Origin of the sequence: Sphingobium sp. LF-16, assembly GCF_003711185.1 — a bacterium.
GTDB lineage: Bacteria > Pseudomonadota > Alphaproteobacteria > Sphingomonadales > Sphingomonadaceae > Sphingobium > Sphingobium yanoikuyae_A.
The window spans coordinates 2,187,951-2,204,817 of record NZ_CP029335.1 but is presented as its reverse complement, the minus strand read 5'-3'; the positions used below and the strand labels follow the sequence as shown (position 1 = coordinate 2,204,817).

Sequence of the window (16,867 nt, the reverse complement as noted above, 5' to 3'; positions counted from 1 at the left end):
AGGCCGCCCGGCGCGTGTCCGGGCCCAGATCAGGGAGCGATCATGACCGCCATTCTCGATATCCACGCCCGCCAGATTCTCGACAGCCGCGGCAATCCGACCGTCGAAGTCGACGTGATGCTGGAAGATGGCAGCTTCGGCCGCGCCGCCGTGCCGTCGGGCGCGTCGACCGGTGCCTATGAGGCGGTCGAAAAGCGCGACGGCGACAAGAGCAAATATCTGGGCAAGGGCGTGCTTCAGGCCGTCGCCGCCGTCAATGACGAGATTGCCGAGCAACTCATTGGCCTCGATGCCGAGGACCAGGGCGAAGTCGATGCTGCGATGATCGCGCTCGACGGTACCGAGAACAAGTCGCGTCTGGGCGCCAACGCGATCCTGGGCGTGTCGCTTGCCACTGCCAAGGCAGCCGCCGACGCGCGCGGCCTGCCGCTCTATCGCTATGTCGGCGGCGTGTCCTCGCATGTTCTGCCGGTGCCGATGATGAACATCATCAACGGCGGCGAGCATGCCGACAACCCGATCGACTTTCAGGAATTCATGATCATGCCGGTCGGTGCGGAGAGCATCGCCGACGCCGTGCGCATCGGTTCGGAAATCTTCCACACGCTCAAGAAGGGGCTGCACGACAAGGGTCTGGCCACTTCGGTCGGTGACGAGGGCGGCTTTGCCCCCAACATCGCCTCGACCCGCGATGCGCTCGACTTCATCATGCTGTCGGTCGAAAAGGCCGGCTACAAGCCCGGTGACGATGTCGTGCTGGCGCTGGACTGTGCCGCGACCGAATTCTTCAAGAACGGCAAGTACGAGATTTCGGGCGAAGGCCTGTCGCTCTCGCCGGTCGAAATGGCCGATTATCTCGCCGCGCTGGCCGCCGACTATCCGATCAAGTCGATCGAAGACGGCATGAGCGAGGATGATTTCGAGGGCTGGAAGGCGCTGACCGACAAGATCGGTGACAAGGTCCAGTTGGTCGGCGACGATCTGTTCGTCACCAACCCGGCCCGCCTGTCGATGGGCATCGGCAAGGGGCTGGCCAACTCGCTGCTGGTGAAGGTCAACCAGATCGGCACGCTGTCGGAAACGCTCGCCGCCGTCGATATGGCGCATCGTGCCCGCTACACGGCGGTCATGTCGCACCGTTCGGGCGAGACCGAGGATTCGACCATCGCCGACCTTGCCGTCGCCACCAATTGCGGTCAGATCAAGACCGGCTCGCTCGCCCGTTCGGACCGGCTTGCCAAGTATAATCAGCTGATCCGCATCGAAGAGGAACTGGGCGACATGGCGGTCTATGCCGGTCGTTCGATCTTCCGCTGATCCACGGCTAATTTCAGGTTAGGGATTCGGCTGGTCGCATCGGGCATATTTTTGCTTGCGACCGGCCGAATCCTGTGATTCAAGCAGTTCATGGCGCATATCGCGAAGCTCCGCATGCTATTGATGTCGGCCCTCGGGCCGGCAATCGCGGTGCTGTTGCTGCTGTTCTTCGCCGGCTATGTGGTGCTCGGCTCCAATGGCGTGCTCGCCTGGGGCGATTATTCGCGCCAACTGCGCGATGCGAAGGCTGAGCTCAAGATCGTCCAGCTGCATCGGCAGGAGTTGCGCAACCGGGTGGACCTGCTCAATCCGCGCCGCGTCGATCCCGATCTGTCTGACGAACTGATCCGTCGCCAGCTCGGCGTGATTCACCATGATGAAGTGATCGTTCCGCTGAACTGATCCGCGCGTCGATAGGGTGCGCTTTCCATTTATTTGGTAAAATCCTGTCGCGGCAACATTTTGTTGCCGGTCGTTCGCGACCCGTTTTCGACAGCGTTGTCATGGATTGTCGTTTTTGCACTCGGGACATTCATTATGCCGGGATTCCGTGGGGTCCGCCGTTGCAATCTATGCAACTCTGACGCATATCGGGCTTCCTTCCATCCTACCCACGCAAAAGGATAATAGCCTTGGCGAAACCAACCACGCCGCGCGCCGACAGCGCAAAGGCAAAGGCCGCAGTGCCGGCCGGTGCGGACCATAATCGTCCGCGCCCCGAAACGCCCACCGACTACAAGGCCAGCAAGGAAGAGCTGCTGGAATTCTATCGGCAGATGGTTCTGATCCGCCGCTTCGAGGAAAAGGCCGGCCAGCTTTATGGTCTGGGTTTCATCGGCGGTTTCTGTCACCTCTATATCGGCCAGGAAGCGGTTGCGGTCGGCATCCAGTCGGCATTGAAGCCCGGCAAGGACAGCGTGATCACCGGTTATCGCGACCATGGCCACATGCTCGCTTATGGCATCGATCCCAAGGTCATCATGGCCGAACTGACCGGCCGCGAAGCCGGCATTTCGCGCGGCAAGGGCGGTTCGATGCACATGTTCAGCGTCGAGCATAAATTCTATGGCGGCCACGGCATCGTCGGCGCCCAGGTGTCACTCGGCGCGGGCCTGGCCTTCGCCCACAAATATAACGACGATGGCGGCGTGTGCGTTGCCTATTTCGGCGACGGCGCGGCCAACCAGGGCCAGGTCTACGAATCGTTCAACATGGCCGAACTGTGGAAGCTCCCGATCATCTTCGTGATCGAGAACAATCAATATGCCATGGGCACCAGCGTCAACCGCGCCTCGTCGGAAGACCAGCTCTATCGCCGTGGCGAGAGCTTCCGTATCCCCGGCATCCAGGTCGACGGCATGGACGTTCTGGCGGTGCGCGGCGCGACCGAGGAAGCGCTCAAGTGGGTCCAGGGCGGCAATGGCCCGATCCTGCTCGAAATGAAGACCTACCGCTATCGCGGTCACTCCATGTCCGACCCGGCCAAATATCGTTCGCGTGACGAGGTTCAGGCGGTGCGCGACAACAGCGACCCGATCGAGGGCGTGAAGAAATATCTGATCGACGCCGGCGTCAGCGAGGACGAGATCAAGGTCATCGACCAGGATATCCGCAAGATCGTCGCCGAAGCGGCCGATTTCGCCGAAACCTCGCCCGAACCTGAGATGCATGAACTCTATACCGACGTGCTGGTGGAGCAATATTAATGGGTATCGAAATCAAGATGCCGGCGCTCTCGCCGACGATGGAAGAGGGCACGCTGGCCAAGTGGCTGGTGAAGGAAGGCGATGAAGTGAAGTCCGGCGACATTCTCGCCGAGATCGAGACCGACAAGGCGACGATGGAATTCGAAGCCGTCGACGAAGGCAAGATCGGCCAGATCGTGATTGCCGAAGGCACCGAGGGCGTGAAGGTCGGCACTGTCATCGCGACGATGGCGGGCGAGGGCGGGGAGGCTGCTCCGGCACCTGCGCCCAAGGCTGAAGCCCCCAAGGCCGAAGAAGCGCCCAAGAAGGCGGAAAGCGGTACCTCCAAGCTGGCGTCGGAAGCCAAGGCGACCGTGCAGGATCCGGACCTCCCGGCCGGCACCGAGTTCGTCAAGACCACCGTGCGCGAAGCGCTGCGCGACGCCATGGCCGAGGAAATGCGGTCGGACCCGCGCGTCTTCGTGATGGGCGAGGAAGTCGCCGAATATCAGGGCGCCTACAAGGTGACCCAGGGCCTGCTCGACGAATTCGGTCCCAAGCGCGTCATCGACACGCCGATCACCGAATATGGCTTTGCCGGCATCGGTTCGGGCGCGGCCATGGGTGGCCTGCGTCCGGTGATCGAGTTCATGACGTTCAACTTCGCCATGCAGGCGATCGACCACATCATCAACTCGGCTGCCAAGACCAACTATATGTCCGGTGGCCAGATGCGCTGCCCGATCGTGTTCCGTGGTCCCAACGGCGCGGCCAGCCGCGTCGGCGCACAGCACTCGCAGAACTACGGCCCCTGGTACGCCGCGGTTCCCGGCCTGATCGTCATCGCGCCCTATGACGCGGCCGACGCCAAGGGCCTGCTCAAGGCCGCGATCCGCTCGACCGATCCGGTCGTGTTCCTGGAGAATGAACTTCTCTATGGTCGCAGCTTCGACGTGCCCAAGGTCGACGATTATGTCCTGCCGATCGGCAAGGCGCGCATCATGCGTCCGGGCAAGGATGTTACCCTGGTCAGCTACTCGATCGGTGTGGGCCTGGCGCTCGACGCGGCCGAGCAGCTTGCTGCCGAGGGCATCGATGCGGAAGTGATCGACCTGCGCACGCTGCGTCCGCTCGACACCGCGACGGTTCTGGAGAGCCTCAAGAAGACCAACCGCCTGGTGGTGGTGGAAGAAGGCTGGCCGACCTGCTCGATCGCGTCGGAAATCGCCGCCGTCGTGATGGAAAAGGGCTTCGACGATCTCGACGCCCCGGTCCTGCGCGTCACCAACGAGGATGTGCCGCTGCCTTATGCCGCGAACCTCGAAAAGTTGGCGTTGATCGACGCGGCCCGCGTGGTCGAAGCGGCCAAGAAAGTCTGCTACAAGTAAGAATGAAAAAGGGGCGGTCCGATCGGATCGCCCCTTTTTTAATCAGACCTATGGTGGCCGGCTATCAGGAGCAGGTTGCCGTCTGCGAGGTGGACAGGTTGCCGGCATTTTTCATCGCCTGGTCGGTTCGCTCGCGCACGTTGAACGCGCTGGTGTAGCGGATCGTCTTCTCGCCGAAGATGCTGTTCGAAATGAGCGGCTGATATTTATAGGCGACTTCGACGAACATCACCGCCGTGCCGTTACCGGCGCTGATTTTTCGGTTGGTCGGTCCCATGCCGTCGACCATGCTGGCATCGGATGCGCCATTGCCTGTGGTGCCATAGGTGGAGGTAAAACTGCCGCTGCCATAGCAGCGCTGCCAGCGGATATATTGGCCTGTATTGGGCGCATCCTGCCTGTTCGGCTCCAGGTCCGACAGGAAGATTTTGCCATTGGCGGCGAAATTGAGTCCATTGGCGGAGAGCGCTGCGCCACTGAATATCTCGTTGATATCTGCCTCGTCGATCGAGGCACGCACGCGTGAGGCATTGTCCGCGACCAGCATGGCCAGCTGGCTCAGCTTCATATGGGTAATGGCCAGATTGGCGACTTCCAGCCCGCCTAGCGTCAATGCCAGCAGGACGGGCAGCGAATAGGCGAACTCGATCAGTGCCAGGCCTGATTGATCCTGCCGCAGCCGGCGCAGAAGGGGGTGCGAAGGCATGCGCATGTCAGGTGCAGACTTTCGTCGGGCTGATCTGGTTGGACCAGGGCTGGTTGCGAAGAATGACCGATGATGTGGCGGTCTGCGTCGCTGACCAGCCAAGGATTTTCGCCATGGGAAATAGACGCGGCATGGTGACCGTGACCTGATAATAGACGACGTCGTCGGCGCTGCCGAGGCCGGTCGCGCCGGCGCTCGTGTCATAGATGCCGTTGCCGTTGCTGTCTTCGAAACAGTCGCCCGCATTATAGGTGCCCAATGGCGCGGTATCGGTCAGGATCTTCTCGGGCTTCCCGATCCGCGAAAAATTATAATAGCTGGTCTTGGTGATATCCACGCTGCCCTTTTTCGACACGATGGGGGCCATGCGCTGATTGATATAGGTATCGATCTGGGCCGACGTCATCGTGCCGACCGAGGCTGCGCGGGCAGCCTGGTCCAGCACGCCCTTGGTGACGGCGTTGAGATAGCTTTGATATCCCAGGTCGGCGATGCCCATGATGATCAGGCAGAGCGGCCCTATGACGAAGCCGAACTCGACCAGCGTCGCACCGCGGCTGTCAGTCGCAAGGTTGCGGACAGGCAGGAGGCGCGCGATCATTGCGAGAGCCTCAGCCCGCCGATATTCTGGGCAATGGTGGTGAATTGGGTGGTCAGCGCGGCTGCGTTGGTGGACACGGCGACATGGTCGGTGCTGGAGGCGCAACTATTGAGCGTGGCATTGGACGCGCTGGCGAAGACGATCACCCAGATGGTGATACCCCTGCGCTTGGCGGCTTCGCAGGCAATCGAGAAGCGCTTGTTCTGGATCGTCACCAGATCATCGGTGCTGGTGCCGGTCGGGGCAATGCGGCCATCCAGCCTGTTGATGCCCCAGCCGTCATAATTGCCGTCCGATGCGGTCATCGCACCGTCCGTCATGAAGATGACGTGTCGCGAAATGGTGAAGCCATTGGGGGCTGCGCCGTTATTGGCGGCAAAGATCCCGTTTGGCGACATCATACGGGCACCCCAGACCATCCCGGTGGTGTGATTGGTGAAACCCCAGGGTTCCAACGAGTTCACATAGGTATTGAACGATGTGGCGCTGGGATCGTTGCTGGGCGCCGCATCCCGCGATGTATATTCCGCCAGCGGTCGTGCTGGGGCCGGGCAGGCAGCCTGATCGCCGCCCCAACTGCTCCAATAGGGCGAAGTGGCAGGCGTCGAGGTGCGATACCAGGATACGTCCGGCCAGAATGGGCGCCAGCGGGTCGCGTTGGAATCTGGGATCAGGTCGATATTCAGGTCGTTCGCGCCGGTTGGGACGGAACTGGACGAGGTGCTAGAATTGATCGTGTTGATCGTATCCGGCTCCTCGATGCAGCCGCCCCAGGTCGACGTCGTGCCGTCATTATAGGCAGGATTTGGAATGGCCGTGCCACGGACATAGTCGGAAACCGTGAGGTTGATCTTGTTATAGGACCATTTGTCGAGCGACGTATTGCCGGTGCCACCGGTCACATTGCTCGTATGCGTGGTCGTCACTTCCTGGCGAACACATTTCTTGTTGTTGTTGCCAGAAGATGGGAAGGGCGTGGTCCCATCCCACGAATAGGCGGAATAGGTGACCCTGGTGATCGTGTTGGGATAATTGCCGCTAATCGAGGTGGCGGCCTGCGCCCATGATCTGCAGGCGGCGAGGTCCACATTGCTGGAGTCGCTCTGGGCACTCCCTGAACTTGTACGGCAGTTATTGCTTCCGCTGCTCTTGTAGCCCCGATAGCAGGTGCTGGTCGAAGCCGGCGTATCATTATAATAGGTCATCTGGCGGCTGTTATAGCCCCAGGTGTCGCCAGCGTTTCCACCGACCAATGCCGTCGTGGGTAACAGGCGTCCGACATTGACGTTGCTGGCATAGGGCATGAAGCCATAGCGCACCCGCCCGGTATTGGTGTTGCCGGGGCCAAGCGTGTCGTAGAAGGCGCGCACGGCCTGTCGCAGCGCGGCGATACGTGTCGTCGTTCCGTTATTGCCGTCGCTGATATTGCTGCTCATCGAACCGGTGGTGTCCAGCACCAGCATCACATCGGTATTGCCGATGTCGAATTTCGAGCTGCAGGACACCGACAGATTGAGATATTGGAAGCCCAATATCCGCATGATCGTGGTCGGGATGCGCGTGTCGGCGGAGACCAGTACGGTTGTCGTCAGGCTCGGATCGCTGCGGATGTTCGGTGCAAATTCGTCAGTCTGAAAGGTTTTTTGCGGGAAGTTGAAATCGAAGAATTTCTTCGCTTCGTCAATGTCGGTAGAAGTCATCGCCGAGGTCGTCATGGAGCGTCGGCCAGCCAGCGCGCCAGCGTCACAGGCTTGCTGCAGACGGGCCTTGGCCATATAGGCGCGGCTCATGTCGACGCCGCCGCCGATCAGCGCTGCGAGCGGAATGACCGCTGCGGCCACCATGGCGAGCGTGTTGCCCGCCTGGTTGCGCCGAAGCCGGCCAAGGAATGTCATCGCGCGCTTGATCTGCTTGCCCATGTTCCGCATTCACCCATGTCGCCCGTTTCCCCCCAGAAATCTGGACAGGGCCATCGTCGGCTATGCAACGGGACTGGTTAGGGTCTCTATGCGAAGTCTGGTTAAAGGATTGATAAGCCATTTTTAGATCGGGATCGAAATGATGGATCGCACGGACGATCTGGCGCCGCTGGCGCGCCTGCTTTCCGGGCATGCAGGGCGCTTTGCCGAGCGGCATCGGGCGCTCTGGGCGCTGGATCAGCGCTTTGCGCAAATTGCGCGAACCACCAGCGATCCAGCGATCGGGCAGATGCGCCTCGCCTGGTGGCTGGGCGTCGTCAGTGACGAGGCGGGCGTCAAGGGACAGGGCGAGCCTGTGGTCGACTGGCTGCGCGCGATTGGTGCGCTGGCCGCGCCCGGTATCCCGGCGATGCTCGACGGTTGGGAAGTGCTGGTGGTGGAGCCGGAGATCGACCTCACCGGCCTGCGCGACTATGCCGCCGGGCGCGGCGGCGGGCTGTTCCAGGCGCTGGCCGATGTGGCCGATGCACCCGACTGGCTGATCGCGGCGGGCAAGATCTGGGCCTTGTGGGACCTGTCTGCCCATAGCGGCGACGAGGCACTGGCGGATGCGGCCATCGGTCTGGCCCGCGACCTGTTGCCGCAGGTGGGCGATCCGGTGTGGCCCAGCGCGTGGAAGCCGCTGCGCATCGCCTATCTGCTGGCACGGCATGATGTCGAGCGGGGACAGCGGGCGCCGGTCGGGCTGACGCGGAACATGGCCTGGCGACTGATGCGGATCGCGCTTGTCGGGCGCTAGTCGATCGCGATAGGTTCGCTGCCGTCACGAAGGGGGGAGCGGGCGATGGGACGGTTGCTGGCAGGTGGCATGGGGGCGTTGCTGCTGGTCGCGGCCGGCCTGTTCTGGTGGCAGGGGCGGGCGACCAACGAGCCGCCGCCCAAGGCTTTGCTCGCGCCACCGCCACCGCCAGCCAACGAAGCCCTGCCCGAAGGCGATCCCGACGCGGTAGGCGAGCCGCCGCCGATGCCCGGCGAGGCCAGTCCGCAGAGCCGCGAGGAAAAGCGCTTTGCCCGTTATGACCGCAATCGCGACGGCATCATCAGCCGGATCGAGATGCTGGGCAGCCGCACTGCCGCGTTCAAACAGCTCGATACGAACAAGGATAATCTCCTGTCGTTCGAGGAATGGGCGGTGGCCACCGCGGATCGTTTTGCCGGGGCCGATGCCGACAAGAACGGCAAGCTGACCCCGGCCGAGTTCGCCACCACCGCGCCGAAGCGGGCGGCGAAACCGCGCTGCAAATGCTGAGCCTGTCCCGGATGGATCAGGCCGGTTCCACCACCTCACCCAGCCAGCGACCGAAGGAGGCGCGGGCGCGGGCGGTATAGGCTTCCTTGCGCTGCTTCTTCTTGACGTCGTCCAGCGTCGGGAACAGGCCGAAATTGACGTTCATCGGCTGATAGTCGGCGGTCTCGACATTGCCGGTGACATGGCCGAGCAGCGCGCCCAGTGCCGTGTCGGCGGGCGGCGGCGCCAGGTCCTGGCCCAGTATCTCGGCCGCGGCGAAACGCCCGGCGATGAGGCCGATGGCAGCGCTTTCGACATAGCCCTCGCACCCGGTCATCTGCCCGGCGAAGCGGATATGCGGCGCACTTTTGAGGCGCAGCGTCGGGTCGAGCAGCTTCGGGCTCTGGATGAAGGTGTTGCGGTGCAGGCCGCCCAGCCGCGCGAACTCCGCCTTTTCCAGCCCCGGAATGGTGCGGAACAGCTCGACCTGGGCGCCATGCTTCAGCTTGGTCTGGAAGCCGACCATGTTCCACAACGTGCCCGACGCATTGTCCTGGCGCAGCTGGACCACGGCATAGGGCCAGCGGCCGGTCTTGGGATTGTCCAGCCCCATCGGCTTCATCGGGCCATGGCGCAGCGTTTCCGGCCCGCGCGAGGCCATCACCTCGATCGGCATGCAGCCCTCGAAATAGGGGGTGCTCGACTCCCATTCCTTGAACTCGGTCTTCTCGCCGTCGAGCAGCCCCTGGACGAAGGCCTGATACTGCTCCTTGTTCATCGGGCAGTTGATATAGTCCTTGCCCTCGCCACCGCCGGGGCCGATCTTGTCCCAGCGATTGGCCATCCAGCATTCTTCCATGTCGATGCTGTCGAAATGGATGACCGGCGCGATCGCGTCGAAAAAGGCGAGATGCTCCATGCCGGCGGCTTCGCCGATGCTGCTGGCCAGCGCGGCGGCGGTCAGCGGCCCGGTGGCGACGATGGTCATGCCCTCCGTCGGCAGCGTGTCGATCCGCTCGCGCACGATCTCGACATTGGGATGTTCGGCGAGTGCGCGGGTAACGCCGTCGGAAAAGACATGGCGGTCGACCGCCAGGGCAGAACCGGCCGGCACCTTGGCCGGTTCGGCGCGGTCCATGATCAGCGAGCCGAGACGCCGCATTTCCTGATGCAGCAGACCCACGGCATTCTTGTCCGCATCATCGGAACGGAAACTGTTGGAGCAGACCAGTTCGGCCAGGCCGTCGGTCTGGTGCGCCGGGGTCATCTCTCCGGTGCCGCGCATTTCCGACAGGCGGACCTTGATACCGGCCTGGGCGAGCTGCCAGGCGGCTTCCGAACCGGCGAGACCGCCGCCGATGACATGGATCTGGTGATTGGACATATTTCGCTTAACTTCGCACTTTTCCCGCACATTCGGTAATTTCCGAACGCCAGTGGGACATATTGTTATGAGATGCAATCAGTATAGCGGGGCATGGTTCAATAGGACAGGGGCGCGGAAATACTATTCCGGCGTGTAGGCCAGCCAGCCGCTGAGGCCGCTGGTTGCGATCAGGGCAAAGCTCAAATCAGGGAATTCCCCCAATAGGTCGCAGCCATAAGCCACGCCGAAGCCGACGGCGGCACCGGCGAGCAACCAGAAGGCGCGGGGGGCAAAAAGGGGACAATGATATGCCAGGACGCGCATCGACGTCGTCCCGATGATGATCGGGATGGCGGCAACCAAGGGGCCGAAGATCAACGCGAAGAGCAATATGAGGGGCAGGATGATGAGGATTCCCAGATCCACCGTAATGGCATCGGGTATGCGGCGATAGAGATCGGCGGCCAGATAGAGCGTCACGAACAACGGGCCGGCGGTCAGGATCGCGCGGGCGCCGCCGCGAAGATGGGCAGGATCGGCATGGGACATCGGAACCTCCCGGAAAGGGGGAAGGGTGGGGCGCACCCTTCCGGCTGGCGATCAGGCGGCCTGGGGATGGCCGTCGTGCAGCCAGCCATTCACCTTGCGGCCGAAATGGGCGATCGCGCCCATGTTGAAGAAATGCATGCCGCCCAGCACCAGCACGGCGAGGCCGATCTTGGCGCTGAGGAAGCGGATCGTTTCGGCATAGCTGGTCGGTTCCTTGCCCAGGCTGAGCGTCAGGGTGATGAAGCCGATATTGACGAGGTAGAAGCCGACGACGAGCAGATGGTTGGTCGATCGGGCCAGTTGCGCATCATGGCCGAAACATTGGATCAGGAAGACCTCGCCATTTTTCGACAGGGTGCGCGCGACCCAGATGGTGATGGCGAGCGTGATGACCAGATAGAGGGCATAGGCGGTTTCAACCATGGTTCATCTCCTTTTGGCAGTCAGAGGATGGCGGGCGCGACCGGCCGTTCGGCGCGCTGCTTGATGAGGACGAGCAGGTTCTTTTCGATGTCGCCCAAGAAAATTTCGCCCCACAGCCGGGAATAGCCATTGACCGGGGTCTGCATCCAATAATGGGTGTCGATGATGACGCGAGTGCGGCCGGGGCCGGCCGGTTCCATGCGATAGCCGCCGGTCGTCACCTTGAAATAGGCGCTGTCGGGCATCAGGTGCCGGTCGGTGAACTGCCAGGCGTCGAGCCCGCGAAAATCGAAGCGCCAGCCGATGCTGCGGCCCGGTTGCCAATCGATGATATGTTCGCGAAACCGCACCTGCCGGCCCCAGTCGGCCATGCGGACTGCGCCGATCCCGTCACCCAGCATATGGGCGCCGAGCGGCCGGGGTACGCCCAGCACATCCTGGGTGAAGGTCCATGTTCCGTCGCCCGGTCGGACATCGGGAATGCCGCGCAGCAGCGGCCAGATCCGGTCCGGGCTGGCCTCGACGATGATCGAGCGGCTGACGGTGGCGGTGGCGTCGGGCAGGGGGATCATCGGTTCGACCTGCATCGCGATCAGCGGCATGGCCAGCACCGCCATGCAATAGCTGGTGCCGCGATCGCCAGCACGGCCGCGCAGCCGATAGGTGGCATAGGCGCCAGCCAGCCCGCTGGCGATCCAGAGCGGGGCGAGCATGACGATGCAGATCACCCCTTCCTTCAGCACCGGGACGGACAGGAGGATGGTCGCGCCCAGCAGCCAGAGCGGCATCGTCATATAATAGCGGCGCGACCGCTCCGCCCAGGGATCGCCGACATAGGCAACGAAGGCGGTGAGCGCGGCGGGCAGGAGCAGCAGGAAGGTGAAGCTGACAAGGCCGTTCACGCGGGTGGCGTCGAGCAGCAGATAGACGCCGATCGCAAAGGCCATGGCCAGCGCGACGGCCGATGCAATGCGCAGCGGGGCCGATCCGGCGCGAACGGGCGGGGCGATGGGATCGGGATTTTCGTCGTTTTTGTCAGACATTTCTGTAAACTCCGAAATAGCTGGGTGCGATCGGGCGTCAGGGCGCATCGATTAGCAGCGACTAGTCCTTGCTCTTGCCGGTAGGAATGAAGCGGGCGACCTTGTTGCCGAGCTTCATGAGGGCGATCAGGGTCGACTTGGGCAGCTTGTTGACCTGCTCATACCAGTTGCCAAGCGTCGACATGAATTCATGCATGCGGGTGATGCGCTCGCGTACATGGGGCGGGCAGCTTTCATCCCTGGCGAGCCGCTGGGCGAGGTCGTTCAGCAGGGCGATGGTTGGGTCGATCTCGCGCCGCTTGCGCTCGGCAGCGATGCGGGTGAGCATTTCCCACAGATCGGATTCCGCGACGAAATGGTCGCGCCGGTCGCCCTCTACATGGACCCGGCGGACGATCGCATAGGATTGCAGTTCCTTGAGCGCGGTCGAGACATTGGAGCGGGCAAGGCCGAGCTGGTCGACAATCTCGTCGGCGGGCAGGGGATGGTCCGACAGATAGAGGAATGCATGGACCTGGCTGACCGACCGGTTGACGCCCCATTGCGTGCCCATCTCACCCCAGTGGAGCAGGAACGCCTTGGCATCGGGATGGTCGAGAAGTGGCATGACATTCCTTTCTGTAAAAACAGAAATAACGGAATGAAAAGAGTCGGGCAAGGGGGCGGTGACGGCGGAGGAAAAATCGTCGGAATTCGTCGAGCCCGTTGAAAAGCCGCCGCATGTCGGCAATCTGCGGGTCAGCAACGGAGCCTCTTATGTCTGCCTTTTCCGACGATCCCTTTCCCCTCGATAGCTTGTCGACGCCTTGCCTTGTGCTGGATGCCGACCGGATGGATCGCAATATCGCGCGGCTGCGGGCACATCTGGACGGGCTGGGCGTAGGGATGCGGCCGCATCTCAAGACCGCCAAGTCGGTCGAGGTCGCGCAGCGGCTGATGCCGACGGCGCAAGGACCGGCGACGGTATCGACCTTGCAGGAGGCGCGCCGCTTTGCGGCGGCCGGGGTGCGCGACATTCTCTATGCGGTCGGCATCAGTCCAGCCAAGTTGCCCGAGATACTTGCGCTGCGGGCGCAGGGCGTGGACCTGGCGATCGTGCTGGATTCGGTCGAGCAGGCAGAGGCGGTCGCGGCCGCATCGCGCGCGGCGGGCACGGCCATTCCGGCCCTGATCGAGATTGATTGCGACGGCCACCGGTCGGGCGTGCAGCCCGACGATGCGGCGCGGCTGCGGGCGATCGGCACGGCGCTGGCGCAGGGCGGCGCATTGCGCGGCGTGATGACCCATGCCGGCGGCAGCTATGGCGCGCGCGGCGCGGCGGAACTGCGCGCCTGCGCTGACGCCGAGCGGGATGCCGTGGTGTCGGCGGCGCGGGTCTTGCGGGAGGCGGGACATGATTGTCCGATGATCAGCGTCGGATCGACCCCGACCGCGCATCACGCCACGGACCTGAGCGGCGTGACCGAGGTGCGCGCCGGCGTCTTCGTCTTCTTCGATCTGGTGATGGCCGGGATCGGCATCTGTTCTGTGGACGACATCGCCCTGTCGGTGCTGGCGACGGTGATCGGGCATCAGCGGGACAAGGGCTGGATCTTGGTCGATGCCGGCTGGATGGCGATGTCGCGCGATCGCGGCACGGCGAAACAGGATGTCGATCAGGGCTATGGCCTGGTCTGCGACCGGGACGGGCGGCCCTATGGCGATCTGATCCTGGTCGATGCCAATCAGGAATATGGCATCATCGCGCTGCGGCCGGGGGCATCCGGCGCGCTGCCGGACCTGGCGGTGGGCGATCGGGTGCGAATATTGCCCAATCACGCCTGTGCCACCGGCGCGCAGCATGATCGCTATCATGTGGTGCGGGACGGCAGCGATATGGTGGAAGCGGTCTGGCCGCGATTTGGAGGATGGTGATGGACGTGCAGCGGATCGAGACCGACAAGGCGCCGGCGCCCGCCGGCCATTATGCGCAGGCGACGATTGCGAATGGCTTCGTCTTCGTGTCGGGGCAATTGCCGGTGGTGGCGGGGCAGGGGCCGCGTAGTGACCTGTCGTTTGAGGACCAGGCACGGCTGGCGATCGGCAATATGCTGGCGATCCTGGCAGAGGCAGGATGCGGGCCGGAACGGATCGCGCGCGTCACCGCCTATATCGTGGGCGTCGAGAATTGGCCGCGTTTCAACGGTATCTATGCCGAGATGATGGGGGACGCCCGGCCGGCGCGCACGGTAGTGCCCGCACCCGAACTTCATCATGGCTGTCTGGTCGAAGTGGACGCGATCGGCCTGCTACCGGGCTGATTACGACCATGGGAGCGCTATCTTTCCGTCGCCGCCTGTCCTAGCGATAGGCGAGTGAAGGAGGCAGGCGGATGAGAAACAAGGTCGGGGCACTCATCGCCCTGATGGCGCTGTCGGTGCCCGCAGCGGTGCGGGCGGAGGACCAGTATAAGTTGCTCGTCCTCGCCATCCCGAACAAATATCATTATGAATATATACCGATCGCGCGGGACAGTCTGGAGAATCTTGGCAAGCTGCATGATTTCAGCTTCACCTGGGCCAACAACACGTCCGTCTTCGATGGCGATCTCAGCCAATATGCGGCGGTGATGTTCCTCAATACGCCGGGCGAGGAACTGAACCCGGCCCAGCGCGCCAGGTTCGAGGCCTATATGCGGGCGGGCGGCAATGCCATCGTCGTGCATCGCGCGCTCATCACGCCGCCGGGCGAATGGGCCTGGTACGAGAAGATGGTCGGGCGCAGCTTCGTCATCCATCCGATGGTGCAGACGGCGGTGGTGACGCCGACCGACAAGGGTTTTCCCGCCACCTATGGTCTGCCCGATCGCTGGATCTGGACCGACGAATATTATGTCACCGCCAACCCCTATAAGGTGACGATCCATCCGGTGCTGAATGTCGAGGAAAGCAGCTACGACCCGACCAAAATCTGGCTGGGGCAGGTGGCAAGGCCGATGGGGCGGGAGCATCCCGTCGCCTGGTATCATGCCTATGAGAAGGGGCGGGTGTTCGTCACCACGCTGGGCCATAATGGCGAGATGTATCGCGATCCGCGCTATCTCGACCATCTGATGGGCGGCATCTACTGGACGGCGACCGGGCGCGGCCAGCTGCCCTGACGGCGGCGCGGAACGCCCGCGCCGCCCGGTTTTCGATCAGGCGGCGACCAGTTCGCCCTCGCCATAATAGGCGCTTTCGTCGAGAATGCCCTCGCGCTTGGCGACGATGACGCCCACCAGCACCTGGCCCGCAACGTTGACGGCGGTGCGGCCCATGTCGAGGATCGGGTCGATCGCCAGCAGCAGGCCGGCGCCTTCGAGCGGCAGGCCCAGCGTCGAGAGGGTCAGCGTCAGCATCACGATCGCGCCGGTCAGGCCGGCGGTCGCGGCCGAGCCGATGACCGAGACGAAGACGATCAGCACATAGTCGATGAAGTGCAGCGGGATGCCATAGAAGCCCGCGACGAAGATCGCTGCCAGTGCCGGATAGATGGAGGCGCAGCCGTCCATCTTGGTGGTGGAGGCGAGCGGGATCGCGAAGGCGGCATAGCCCTTGTCGACGCCCAGCCGCTCGGTCACGGTCTCGGTCACCGGCAGGGTGCCGACCGACGAGCGCGAGACGAAGGCGAGCTGGATCGCCGGCCAGGCCTTGGCGAAGAAAGGGCCGGGCTTCAGGCCATTGGCGATCAGCAGCAGCGGATAGACCACCAGCAGGACGAGGCCGAGGCCGAGATAGATGGCGGCGGTGAAGGTGCCGAGCTGCGCCAGTGCGCTCCAGCCATAGGTGGCGATCGCGGTGCCGATCAGCGCGGCCGAGCCGATCGGCGTCAGGCGGATGACCCAGCCCAGGATCGCACGGACGACGGCGAGCAGCGAGCGGACGAAGGAGAGGAAGGGCTCCGCCTTGTCGCCGACCTTCAGCGTGGCGAGGCCGACCGCGATCGTGATGACCAGCAACTGCAGGATGTTGAACGAGATGCTGGTGCTGGCGCTGCCGTCAGTGATCTTGGTGCTACCCGACAGGGCCAGGCTGTTGCCGGGGACCAGACCCTTGAGGAAATCGAGCCAGCCGCCGACCGAATCCGCCTTGCCCATGGCGAGCGCGGTGCCGTGCAGGCCCGCGCCCGGCTGAACGATCAGGCCGATGGCGAGGCCGATGCTGACCGCGATCAGTGCGGTGATCGCGAACCAGAGCAGGGTCTGGCCGGCGAGACGGGCGGCATTGTCGAGCGCGCGCAGATTGGCGATCGACGCGACAATCGCGGCGAAGACCAGAGGTGGAACGATCGCCTTCAAGAGCGAGACGAAGATCGATCCGACCGTCTTGAGCGTGGTCGCCAGCCAGTTGAGGTCGCCATCCGGACCGGCGCCAATCTGGCGCGCGACGAGACCGAGGGCAAGGCCCACGACCATGCCGAGCAGAACCTGGAAGCCGAAGCTGCGATAATTGAGGGCCATGATGGCATTTTTCCTTTGGACGACCGGCGCGCTATATCGGATGGCATCTATCCGATTGCGCGCAAGCAATTCTTTCAAGGGGTTCAGTGCGGATAAGGTGGCCCT

18 protein-coding genes are annotated in these 16,867 nt (G+C 63.2%); 9 read left to right on the top strand and 9 right to left on the bottom strand.

Annotated features, from left to right (window positions below; genetic code table 11):
* The first annotated feature begins 42 nt into the window (after positions 1–42).
* The 4 genes from eno to DIZ22_RS10285 all read left to right on the top strand — a co-directional run bounded on the left by eno (position 43) and on the right by DIZ22_RS10285 (position 4,390).
* Positions 43–1,317: a phosphopyruvate hydratase gene (eno, locus tag DIZ22_RS10300; RefSeq protein WP_037521021.1), complete on the top strand. Its 1,275-nt coding sequence runs from the start codon at positions 43–45 to the stop codon at positions 1,315–1,317.
* A 90-nt stretch (positions 1,318–1,407) separates the two neighbouring features.
* Positions 1,408–1,719 (top strand): septum formation initiator family protein, encoded by a 312-nt coding sequence (locus tag DIZ22_RS10295; protein ID WP_004211795.1) that lies wholly within the window; start codon positions 1,408–1,410, stop codon positions 1,717–1,719.
* A gap of 230 nt (positions 1,720–1,949) precedes the next feature.
* Positions 1,950–3,023, top strand: coding sequence for a pyruvate dehydrogenase (acetyl-transferring) E1 component subunit alpha (pdhA, locus tag DIZ22_RS10290; RefSeq protein WP_004211796.1), 1,074 nt, complete (start codon positions 1,950–1,952; stop codon positions 3,021–3,023).
* Positions 3,023–4,390 carry a pyruvate dehydrogenase complex E1 component subunit beta gene (locus DIZ22_RS10285; protein WP_004211797.1) on the top strand — a complete coding sequence of 456 codons (1,368 nt, stop codon included), beginning with the start codon at positions 3,023–3,025 and terminating at the stop codon, positions 4,388–4,390. The genes pdhA and DIZ22_RS10285 overlap by 1 nt, the downstream gene beginning before the upstream one ends.
* A 64-nt stretch (positions 4,391–4,454) precedes the next feature.
* On the opposite strand, the gene DIZ22_RS10280 is transcribed toward DIZ22_RS10285, so the two are convergent.
* The 3 genes from DIZ22_RS10280 to DIZ22_RS10270 are packed head-to-tail and all read right to left on the bottom strand — an operon-like array spanning position 4,455 to position 7,616.
* Positions 4,455–5,102 carry a TadE/TadG family type IV pilus assembly protein gene (locus DIZ22_RS10280; RefSeq protein ID WP_164488878.1) on the bottom strand — a complete coding sequence of 216 codons (648 nt, stop codon included), beginning with the start codon at positions 5,100–5,102 and terminating at the stop codon, positions 4,455–4,457.
* Between the two features lies 1 nt (position 5,103).
* The gene (locus DIZ22_RS10275) at positions 5,104–5,697 is read right to left on the bottom strand and encodes a TadE/TadG family type IV pilus assembly protein (protein WP_048937315.1); all 594 of its coding nucleotides are present in this window, start codon (positions 5,695–5,697) and stop codon (positions 5,104–5,106) included.
* Positions 5,694–7,616, bottom strand: a complete 1,923-nt coding sequence (locus tag DIZ22_RS10270) for a pilus assembly protein (protein WP_048937314.1) — start codon at positions 7,614–7,616, stop codon at positions 5,694–5,696. Before DIZ22_RS10270 ends, DIZ22_RS10275 begins: the two co-directional genes overlap by 4 nt.
* 139 nt (positions 7,617–7,755) lie before the next feature.
* On the opposite strand from DIZ22_RS10270, the gene DIZ22_RS10265 reads away from it, so the two are divergent.
* Positions 7,756–8,415, top strand: coding sequence for a hypothetical protein (locus DIZ22_RS10265; protein ID WP_048937313.1), 660 nt, complete (start codon positions 7,756–7,758; stop codon positions 8,413–8,415).
* Positions 8,416–8,460: 45 nt separating this feature from the next.
* Positions 8,461–8,925, top strand: coding sequence for a hypothetical protein (locus DIZ22_RS10260; RefSeq protein WP_048937312.1), 465 nt, complete (start codon positions 8,461–8,463; stop codon positions 8,923–8,925).
* Positions 8,926–8,941: 16 nt separating this feature from the next.
* On the opposite strand, the gene trmFO is transcribed toward DIZ22_RS10260, so the two are convergent.
* The 5 genes from trmFO to DIZ22_RS10235 form a co-directional block, all read right to left on the bottom strand.
* Complete coding sequence (gene trmFO / locus DIZ22_RS10255; RefSeq protein WP_048937311.1) at positions 8,942–10,288, bottom strand: methylenetetrahydrofolate--tRNA-(uracil(54)-C(5))-methyltransferase (FADH(2)-oxidizing) TrmFO; 1,347 nt, start codon at positions 10,286–10,288, stop codon at positions 8,942–8,944.
* A 123-nt stretch (positions 10,289–10,411) separates the two neighbouring features.
* Positions 10,412–10,819, bottom strand: a complete 408-nt coding sequence (locus tag DIZ22_RS10250; RefSeq protein ID WP_037521000.1) for a hypothetical protein — start codon at positions 10,817–10,819, stop codon at positions 10,412–10,414.
* Between the two features lie 51 nt (positions 10,820–10,870).
* On the bottom strand, positions 10,871–11,242 hold the full coding sequence (locus DIZ22_RS10245) for a hypothetical protein (RefSeq protein WP_037520998.1): 372 nt from the start codon (positions 11,240–11,242) through the stop codon (positions 10,871–10,873).
* Positions 11,243–11,262: 20 nt separating this feature from the next.
* Complete coding sequence (locus DIZ22_RS10240) at positions 11,263–12,285, bottom strand: SRPBCC family protein (protein WP_048937310.1); 1,023 nt, start codon at positions 12,283–12,285, stop codon at positions 11,263–11,265.
* Between the two features lie 61 nt (positions 12,286–12,346).
* Positions 12,347–12,892, bottom strand: a complete 546-nt coding sequence (locus tag DIZ22_RS10235) for a MarR family transcriptional regulator (protein ID WP_122928164.1) — start codon at positions 12,890–12,892, stop codon at positions 12,347–12,349.
* A 149-nt stretch (positions 12,893–13,041) separates the two neighbouring features.
* Between DIZ22_RS10235 and DIZ22_RS10230 the strand changes: the two genes are divergently transcribed.
* The 3 genes from DIZ22_RS10230 (at position 13,042) to DIZ22_RS10220 (ending at position 15,424) form a co-directional block, all read left to right on the top strand.
* Entirely contained in the window at positions 13,042–14,199 is a 1,158-nt protein-coding gene (locus DIZ22_RS10230) for a DSD1 family PLP-dependent enzyme (protein WP_048937308.1), read from the top strand.
* Positions 14,199–14,585, top strand: a complete 387-nt coding sequence (locus tag DIZ22_RS10225; protein ID WP_048937379.1) for a RidA family protein — start codon at positions 14,199–14,201, stop codon at positions 14,583–14,585. Before DIZ22_RS10230 ends, DIZ22_RS10225 begins: the two co-directional genes overlap by 1 nt.
* Before the next feature lie 71 nt (positions 14,586–14,656).
* Complete coding sequence (locus tag DIZ22_RS10220; protein WP_048937307.1) at positions 14,657–15,424, top strand: ThuA domain-containing protein; 768 nt, start codon at positions 14,657–14,659, stop codon at positions 15,422–15,424.
* A gap of 36 nt (positions 15,425–15,460) precedes the next feature.
* Here the strand turns inward: DIZ22_RS10220 and DIZ22_RS10215 are convergent, their stop codons facing one another.
* Entirely contained in the window at positions 15,461–16,762 is a 1,302-nt protein-coding gene (locus tag DIZ22_RS10215; RefSeq protein ID WP_122928163.1) for a dicarboxylate/amino acid:cation symporter, read from the bottom strand.
* Positions 16,763–16,867: the final 105 nt, after the last annotated feature.

Bases quoted from the DNA above. Each gene is read 5' to 3' on its own strand.
- DIZ22_RS10295 (WP_004211795.1), top strand. From the start codon at position 1,408: ATGGCGCATATCGCGAAGCTCCGCATGCTATTGATGTCGGCCCTCGGG.
- DIZ22_RS10225 (WP_048937379.1), top strand. From the start codon at position 14,199: ATGGACGTGCAGCGGATCGAGACCGACAAGGCGCCGGCGCCCGCCGGC.
- DIZ22_RS10270 (WP_048937314.1), bottom strand. From the start codon at position 7,616: ATGGGCAAGCAGATCAAGCGCGCGATGACATTCCTTGGCCGGCTTCGG.
- eno (WP_037521021.1), top strand. From the start codon at position 43: ATGACCGCCATTCTCGATATCCACGCCCGCCAGATTCTCGACAGCCGC.
- DIZ22_RS10260 (WP_048937312.1), top strand. From the start codon at position 8,461: ATGGGACGGTTGCTGGCAGGTGGCATGGGGGCGTTGCTGCTGGTCGCG.
- DIZ22_RS10245 (WP_037520998.1), bottom strand. From the start codon at position 11,242: ATGGTTGAAACCGCCTATGCCCTCTATCTGGTCATCACGCTCGCCATC.
- DIZ22_RS10220 (WP_048937307.1), top strand. From the start codon at position 14,657: ATGAGAAACAAGGTCGGGGCACTCATCGCCCTGATGGCGCTGTCGGTG.
- DIZ22_RS10240 (WP_048937310.1), bottom strand. From the start codon at position 12,285: ATGTCTGACAAAAACGACGAAAATCCCGATCCCATCGCCCCGCCCGTT.
- DIZ22_RS10215 (WP_122928163.1), bottom strand. From the start codon at position 16,762: ATGGCCCTCAATTATCGCAGCTTCGGCTTCCAGGTTCTGCTCGGCATG.
- DIZ22_RS10280 (WP_164488878.1), bottom strand. From the start codon at position 5,102: ATGCGCATGCCTTCGCACCCCCTTCTGCGCCGGCTGCGGCAGGATCAA.
- DIZ22_RS10250 (WP_037521000.1), bottom strand. From the start codon at position 10,819: ATGTCCCATGCCGATCCTGCCCATCTTCGCGGCGGCGCCCGCGCGATC.
- DIZ22_RS10265 (WP_048937313.1), top strand. From the start codon at position 7,756: ATGATGGATCGCACGGACGATCTGGCGCCGCTGGCGCGCCTGCTTTCC.
- DIZ22_RS10275 (WP_048937315.1), bottom strand. From the start codon at position 5,697: ATGATCGCGCGCCTCCTGCCTGTCCGCAACCTTGCGACTGACAGCCGC.
- DIZ22_RS10235 (WP_122928164.1), bottom strand. From the start codon at position 12,892: ATGCCACTTCTCGACCATCCCGATGCCAAGGCGTTCCTGCTCCACTGG.
- DIZ22_RS10285 (WP_004211797.1), top strand. From the start codon at position 3,023: ATGGGTATCGAAATCAAGATGCCGGCGCTCTCGCCGACGATGGAAGAG.
- trmFO (WP_048937311.1), bottom strand. From the start codon at position 10,288: ATGTCCAATCACCAGATCCATGTCATCGGCGGCGGTCTCGCCGGTTCG.
- DIZ22_RS10230 (WP_048937308.1), top strand. From the start codon at position 13,042: ATGTCTGCCTTTTCCGACGATCCCTTTCCCCTCGATAGCTTGTCGACG.